Origin of the sequence: uncultured Microbacterium sp. (assembly GCF_963521645.1) — a bacterium.
GTDB lineage: Bacteria > Actinomycetota > Actinomycetes > Actinomycetales > Microbacteriaceae > Microbacterium.
The window spans coordinates 212,063-218,558 of the sequence record NZ_CAUQVQ010000001.1; the positions used below are offsets into that span (position 1 = coordinate 212,063).

At 69.5% G+C, this 6,496-nt stretch carries 7 protein-coding genes; all 7 read left to right on the forward strand.

All coding sequences use genetic code 11. From position 1 onward, the window contains the following. The first annotated feature begins 54 nt into the window (after window positions 1-54). The 7 genes from aztB (at window position 55) to RWO82_RS01080 (ending at window position 6,424) form a co-directional block, all read left to right on the forward strand. Entirely contained in the window at window positions 55-924 is an 870-nt protein-coding gene (aztB, locus tag RWO82_RS01050; protein ID WP_314422229.1) for a zinc ABC transporter permease AztB, read from the forward strand. A 32-nt stretch (window positions 925-956) separates the two neighbouring features. Then, entirely contained in the window at window positions 957-2,192 is a 1,236-nt protein-coding gene (locus RWO82_RS01055) for an ABC transporter (protein ID WP_314422231.1), read from the forward strand. A 3-nt stretch (window positions 2,193-2,195) separates the two neighbouring features. Beyond that, window positions 2,196-3,113, forward strand: coding sequence for a zinc ABC transporter substrate-binding protein AztC (gene aztC, locus RWO82_RS01060; protein WP_314422233.1), 918 nt, complete (start codon window positions 2,196-2,198; stop codon window positions 3,111-3,113). 31 nt (window positions 3,114-3,144) lie between these two features. After that, window positions 3,145-4,347 carry a zinc metallochaperone AztD gene (aztD, locus tag RWO82_RS01065; RefSeq protein WP_314422234.1) on the forward strand — a complete coding sequence of 401 codons (1,203 nt, stop codon included), beginning with the start codon at window positions 3,145-3,147 and terminating at the stop codon, window positions 4,345-4,347. Between the two features lie 143 nt (window positions 4,348-4,490). After that, window positions 4,491-4,955 (forward strand): MarR family transcriptional regulator, encoded by a 465-nt coding sequence (locus tag RWO82_RS01070; protein ID WP_314422235.1) that lies wholly within the window; start codon window positions 4,491-4,493, stop codon window positions 4,953-4,955. Between the two features lie 24 nt (window positions 4,956-4,979). Next, the gene (locus RWO82_RS01075; RefSeq protein ID WP_314422236.1) at window positions 4,980-5,402 is read left to right on the forward strand and encodes an organic hydroperoxide resistance protein; all 423 of its coding nucleotides are present in this window, start codon (window positions 4,980-4,982) and stop codon (window positions 5,400-5,402) included. 44 nt (window positions 5,403-5,446) lie between these two features. Next, window positions 5,447-6,424 carry a zinc-binding dehydrogenase gene (locus RWO82_RS01080; protein WP_314422237.1) on the forward strand — a complete coding sequence of 326 codons (978 nt, stop codon included), beginning with the start codon at window positions 5,447-5,449 and terminating at the stop codon, window positions 6,422-6,424. Window positions 6,425-6,496: the final 72 nt, after the last annotated feature.

A 6,496-nucleotide genomic window follows, 5' to 3' on the forward strand; every position in this document is an offset into this window, starting at 1 on the left:
GTCCCACTATACGAGTTTGATAATCATTCTCATTTACGGATACAGTCGGGAACCGTGACAGATCCGCTCTCCCTGGCCCTCGCGCCGCTCGCCCTCGATTTCGTCCAACGGGGCATGATCGGTGGCGCCCTGGTGGCGGTGCTGTGCGGAGTCGTCGGCACCTGGGTCGTGATCCGGGGCATGGCCTTCCTGGGCGAGGCCCTCGCACACGGGATGCTCCCGGGCGTGGCGCTGGCCACGGTGGCCGGGCTCCCGGTGCTCGTCGGCGGTGCGCTCAGCGCGATGGCCATGAGCGTGGGCATCAGCGCCCTGCAGCGCCGGGCGCGACTCTCGTACGACACCAGCATCGGACTGCTGTTCGTCTCGATGCTGGCGCTCGGCGTGATCGTCATCTCGCATTCGGGAAGCTTCGCGACTGACGCGACCGCCATCCTGTTCGGCGACATCCTGGCGATCACCGAGAACGATCTGCTGCTGCTCGCCGCGGCCGCCGCTGCGGGCCTGATCATCGCCGTCGTGTGCCACCGCTCCTTCGTCGCCCTCGCTTTCGACACCCGGATCGCGTCGGTGCTGGGGCTGCGTCCTCGCGCCGCGCAGGGCGCTCTCGTGGCACTCGTGACCCTCGCGGTCGTCGCGTCCTACCAGGCCGTCGGCTCGATGCTCGTCGTGGGCCTGCTGCTGGCGCCGGCGGTCGCAGCCGGTCACTGGACCACGCGCATCCCCACCCGGATGCTCGTCGCGTGCGTGTTCGGCGTGGCGTCCGTCGCCCTCGGTCTCCTCGCCTCCTGGCACCTCGCGACTGCCGCCGGCGCCTCGGTCGCCGCAGCAGCCATCGTGCTCGCCGGCGCGTCGGCGGCGATGCGCGCGGCGATCGGCTCGGCCCGTCGGTTCGCCCGCACCCCCGCCCCCGCACTGTCCCGGTGATTCCGTCGCCCTCCCCTCTCCGAAAGGCACCCGTGCGCTCTCGCATCACCACCCTCGTCGTCGTCGGCACTCTCGCTCTGTCCCTGTCCGCCTGCGCGGGAGATGCGAGCGTCGACCCGGCCGCCGACCCGGCTTCCGAATCGGGCACCGCGGGCCATGGCGCGGTCGAGGGAGCTGAGGAGGTCGCCGAACCCCCGCTCGGCCTCACCACGATCGACGCAGGTGGCCAGGTGGCCCACCTCGACCTTCTCGACGAAAGCGTCACCGACCTGGGAACCGTGGCGCCGCCGTCCGCGATGGCCACCGACGGGCGCTATCTCTTCGCGGACTCCGGAAGCGGTGTCGAGATCGTCGACAGCGGCGTCTGGACATGGGATCACGTCGACCACTTCCACTACTACCGTGCCGCGCCCCGACTGCTGGGCACGGTCGGAGGCCATGGGAGTGCGACGGTCGCCACGACCAACAGCTCGACCTCGGGCGGGACCGGTCTGTCGTTCGCCGACTCCGGCGATGCTGTGCTCCTCGACACCGAAGCCCTGTCCAGGGGCGAGATCCACGAGCTGTTCCGACTGGAGCGCGAACCCCACGACGGCCTGGTCGTCCCCATCGGGTCGTTCGCACTCGTGACCCGGAGCGAGGGCGGTGAAGCCACGTCCGTGATCGGCTACGACTCCAGTGGCGGACCGACCGGCCTCGTGCACCCCTGTCCGGCAGCGTCCGGGACGATCACGACGCGCGTCGGCGCCGTCATCGGCTGCGCAGACGGTGCACTGCTCGCCCGCGTCGACGACGGCGCGCTGAGCGTCGAGAGCATCCCGTACCCGCAGGGCGTCGGGCCGTCGTCGATCGGATCCTTCGACAATCGGGAGGGCCGTCCCACCGTCGCCGCTCTCGCGGGGCCGACCGACATCCGCCTGCTCGGCACCCGCGAACGCTCGTGGACGCTGCTCACCTCGCCCGTGCCGCTCGCTCACGTGACGGCGGTGGACGACGAGGAGGGGCATCTGCTCGCTCTGGCGCAGGACGGACGGATGCTCGTGCTCAGCGCGCAGGACGCATCTCTGGTCACCGAGACCGAGGCGCTCGTCGGCGACTCCCTCTCGGCGGGGTTGTCGCCGACCCTCATCGCCGACCAGCACCGCGCCTATCTCAGCGCGCCTGCCGAACGGCGACTGTACGAGATCGACTTCGCCGACGGTGCGCGCATCGCTCGCGTCTTCGACACCGCCACCGAACCGGCGTTCGTCGCCGAGACAGGACGCTGAAGCATGCGCCCCACCCGCCTCCTCGCAGTCTTCGCGGCGCTCGGACTCGCCGCCCTTCCGCTCGTCGGCTGTGCGCCGGACGACGATGAACGCCCGCTGGTCATGGTGTCCACGAACATCCTCGGCGATGTCGTCGAGAAGATCGTGGGCGACCAGGCGCGGGTCGTGACCCTCATGAAACCGAACGCCGACCCGCACTCGTTCGAGATCTCGGCTCAGGAGGCGGCCGCCCTGCGGGGAGCCGACCTGATCGTCTCGAACGGCCTCGGTCTCGAAGAGGGCCTGCAGCAGCACCTCGATGCCGCTGCGGCGACCGACGTGCCCGTGTTCACGGCCGGCGACGCGATCGACGTCCTCGACTACAGCACGGGCGACGCCATCGGGATGCCGGACTCGCACTTCTGGACCGACCCTGCACGCATGATCGATGTGATCGATGCGCTCGAACCGGTGCTCGCCGACATCGAGGGGATCGACGTCGATGCGCTGACGACAGGCGTCGCCGAGTACCGCAGCGAACTGTCCTCCCTCGACGACGAGATGAGCACCGCGTTCGCCTCCATCCCCGACGGACGCCGCGCACTCGTGACCAATCATCACGTGTTCGGCTACCTCGCCGAGCGCTTCGACTTCACGATCGTGGGTGCCGTGATCCCCGGTGGTACGACGCTCGCCGCGCCGTCCGCCTCAGACCTGGCCGACCTCGTCGATGCGATCGACGAGACAGGCGTGCCGACGATCTTCGCCGAGTCCTCCTCTCCGGATCGGCTCGTCCAGGCACTCGCCGCCGAAGCCGACGTGCACGTCGACGTCACAGAGCTCTTCACCGAGTCGCTCACCGACGACGAGGGCGGCGCCCCCGACTACCTGACCATGATGCGCGTCAACACCGAACGCATCGTCTCGGGTCTCACACCGTGAGACCTCCCACCAAGAAGAAAGAAGATCCGGAATGAAAACCTCCCCTCTGCGCAGAGCGGCGGTCGGCGCCCTTGCACTCGGCGCCGTCGTCGCGCTGGCGTCGTGCTCGTCGAGCGCGGCCACCCCGGCCGGCACTGCCGACTCGGCACCCCCGGCAGCCGGCCCGCGGGTCGCGATCTCGTACGACGGCGGCATCCTCGTGCTCGACGGCGAGACGCTCGAGACCCTCGCGGACTTCGAGTCCGAGCCGTTCACCCGACTGAATCCCGCGGGCGACGGGCGTCACGTCATGGTGACGATGAGCGAGGGCTTCCAGGTGCTGGACACCGCTGCGGGCTCCCCCGATGAGCCGGAGCTCACGGACGACGTGTTCGCTGCCGACGCCCCCGGACACGTGGTGCGCCACGGCGACAAGACGATCCTCTACGCCGACGGCACGAGCGACACCACGATCTTCGAGACCGCCGACCTCGGCGGCTCAGACGGGCTGCCCGAGACGCGCACGGTCGAGGGCGTCGACGCCCACCACGGAGTGTCGGTCCTGCTCGAGGACGGCACCTTCCTCACGACGGTCGGCAACGCCGACGGTCGCAGCGGCATCGTGGTCACCGACTCCGACGGCACCGAGATCGCTTCGTCGGACCAGTGCCCGGGCGTGCACGGCGAAGGCACCGCCGCCTCCGAGGCGGTGGTGTTCGGGTGCGAGGACGGCGCCCTCCTCTACACGGATGGACAGATCACCAAGCTCACCGCACCCGATCAGCCATACGGCCGCATGGGGAACGCCTGGGTGAGCGAGACCAGCCCGATCGTCGTCGGCGACTACAAGAACGACCCGGACGCCGAGGGCTACCTGCTCAGCGCCGTGACGCTCATCGACACCGCGGCGAAGACCTACGAGGTCGTCGATCTGCCCGAGGGCGTCGAGTACACCTTCCGAGATGTGGTCCGCGGTCCGGATGACCTCGCGTACATCCTGGCCTCCGACGGCTCGATCCACGTGCTCGACCCCGAGACCGGTGCGGTGACCGAGAGCTTCCCGGTCGTCGAGGCGTGGGAGAGCCCGGCCGAGTGGCAGGATCCCCACCCGTCCATCGTCGTCTCGGGTGACACCGCCTATGTCACCGAGCCCGCAGCGAACAGCGTGCACGCGGTGGATCTGACGACGGGCGAGGTGCTCGCCACCACCGAGCTCGACGTGACTCCGAACGAGCTCGCACCCGCGGCCGGCTGATCACGGACGAACCCCCGTGATCTCGCGGTGGAGGGCGGGAGCGTCATGCTCCCTCCTCCACCGCTCCGTCATCTTCCCTGCGCATCGCGCGACTGGTGGCAATCTAGGTTGTGCACAACATACTTGCGTGCAATACTCTTTGCATGACGGTGACCGATGAGATGGTGTGCTTCTCGCTCTACTCCGCCGCGCGCGCGACGACCCAGGCGTACCGTGCTCTCCTCGCGCCGTGGGGACTCACCTACCCGCAGTACCTGGTCCTCGTGATCCTCTGGATGGAGGGCGAGCAGACGATCGGATCGCTCGGCGACGCGATGCAGCTCGATTCCGGCACCCTCTCCCCCCTCGTGCGCCGCCTCGAGCAGGCCGGCTACGTGTCCAGGACGCGCAGCTCGGACGACGAGCGGATCGTCACCGTCGTGCTGACCGACGCGGGCAGCGCACTGCGCTCGGAGGTCGCGCCGGTGCACCGCAGAGTCGCCGAACTCGCCGGCATGCACGACGACGACCAGCGCCACCGCCTGATCGCGGAGCTGCAAGATCTCACCTCTCGACTGCACGGCGAGGCCTCGACCCGCACCGCCTCCGAGCGCGCGAGCGCCGACTGACCGCAACCGAAAGGAGTCCACACGATGGACGTTCTCTACACCGCCGAAGCACTCGCCACCGGAGCAGGCCGCGACGGCCGCGTCTCCGCGAACGGAGGGCGCCTCGACCTCGACCTCGCGGTCCCGAAGGAGATGGGCGGCAGCGGAGACGGAGCCAACCCCGAGCAGCTGTTCGCCGCCGGCTATGCCGCGTGCTTCCACTCCGCGCTGCAGTCCGTCGCTCGCACCCAGAAGGTGAAGATCACCGACTCCTCCGTCGGCGCTCGTGTGCAGATCGGCCGGAACGGCGAGGGCGGCTTCGGGCTCGCCGTGCAGCTCGAGGTCGTCATCCCCGACCTTCCGCACGACCAGGCACAGGCGCTCGCAGACGCCGCCCACAAGGTGTGCCCCTACTCCAACGCCACGCGCGGCAACATCGACGTCGCGATCACCGTCACCGACGACTGATCCGCCCGAGCATCCCTCACGACCGACCCCACAAGGAGAACATCATGCGCGCACTCACCCACGACACCTTCGGCGATCCCGAAGAGGTTCTGACGGTCTCCGAACGCCCGACCCCCGACCCCGGTCCCGGCGAGGTGCGACTCAAGATCGTGCTGTCGCCGATCCACAACCATGACCTGTGGACCATCCGCGGCACGTACGGCTTCAAGCCCGAGCTTCCGGCGGCATCCGGCACCGAGGCGCTCGGCATCGTCGACGCGCTCGGCGAAGGAGTCGACGGCCTCGCCGTCGGTCAGCGGGTCGCGACAGGCGGCACGTTCGGCGCATGGGCGGAGTACGTCGTGGCGAAGGCCGCAGGGCTCATCGCCGTCCCCGATTCCCTCAGCGACGAGAGCGCGGCACAGCTGGTGTCGATGCCGTTCAGCACCATCAGCCTGCTCCACTTCCTCGGCGCCGAGAAGGGCGACTGGATCGTGCAGAACGCGGCGAACGGCGCGGTCGGACGCATGCTCGCCCAGCTCGGCGCCGCGCGGGGTGTGAACGTGATCGGTCTCGTGCGTCGCGCAGCCGGTGTCGATGAGCTCCGCGAGCAGGGCATCGCGAACGTGGTGTCCACCGATCAGGACGACTGGCGCGACCGGGTCGCCGACATCACCGGCGGGGCGCATGTCGCCTTCGGCATCGACTCGGTGGGCGGCCGCTCCGCAGGCGACGTGCTGTCGCTCCTCGGCGAGGGAGGCACGCTCGTCGCATTCGGCGCCATGAACTCCCCCACCATGGAGATCGCCTCCGGAGACGTCATCTTCAAGCAGGCGACGGTCAAGGGGTTCTGGGGCAGCAAGGTGATCCAGACCATGGACGCCTCCACCCGGGGTGCGCTGTTCGGCGAGCTGATCCAGCGCGTGACCGAGGGCACGCTCACCCTCCCGGTGTCCGGCGTGTTCGACGCCGCCGACGCCTCCGATGCCGTGCGGGCGAGCAACACGGCCGGCCGCGTGGGCAAGGTGCTGCTGAAGTTCTGAGCGTGCGGCGGCCGGGTCCGCGTCACATCCGCCCTCGCACCGGAGTCCGCTCGATCGCGTCGCCGCCCTCCG

Bases quoted from the DNA above. Each gene is read 5' to 3' on its own strand.
- aztC (WP_314422233.1), top strand. From the start codon at position 2,196: ATGCGCCCCACCCGCCTCCTCGCAGTCTTCGCGGCGCTCGGACTCGCC.
- aztD (WP_314422234.1), top strand. From the start codon at position 3,145: ATGAAAACCTCCCCTCTGCGCAGAGCGGCGGTCGGCGCCCTTGCACTC.
- RWO82_RS01070 (WP_314422235.1), top strand. From the start codon at position 4,491: ATGACGGTGACCGATGAGATGGTGTGCTTCTCGCTCTACTCCGCCGCG.
- RWO82_RS01075 (WP_314422236.1), top strand. From the start codon at position 4,980: ATGGACGTTCTCTACACCGCCGAAGCACTCGCCACCGGAGCAGGCCGC.
- RWO82_RS01080 (WP_314422237.1), top strand. From the start codon at position 5,447: ATGCGCGCACTCACCCACGACACCTTCGGCGATCCCGAAGAGGTTCTG.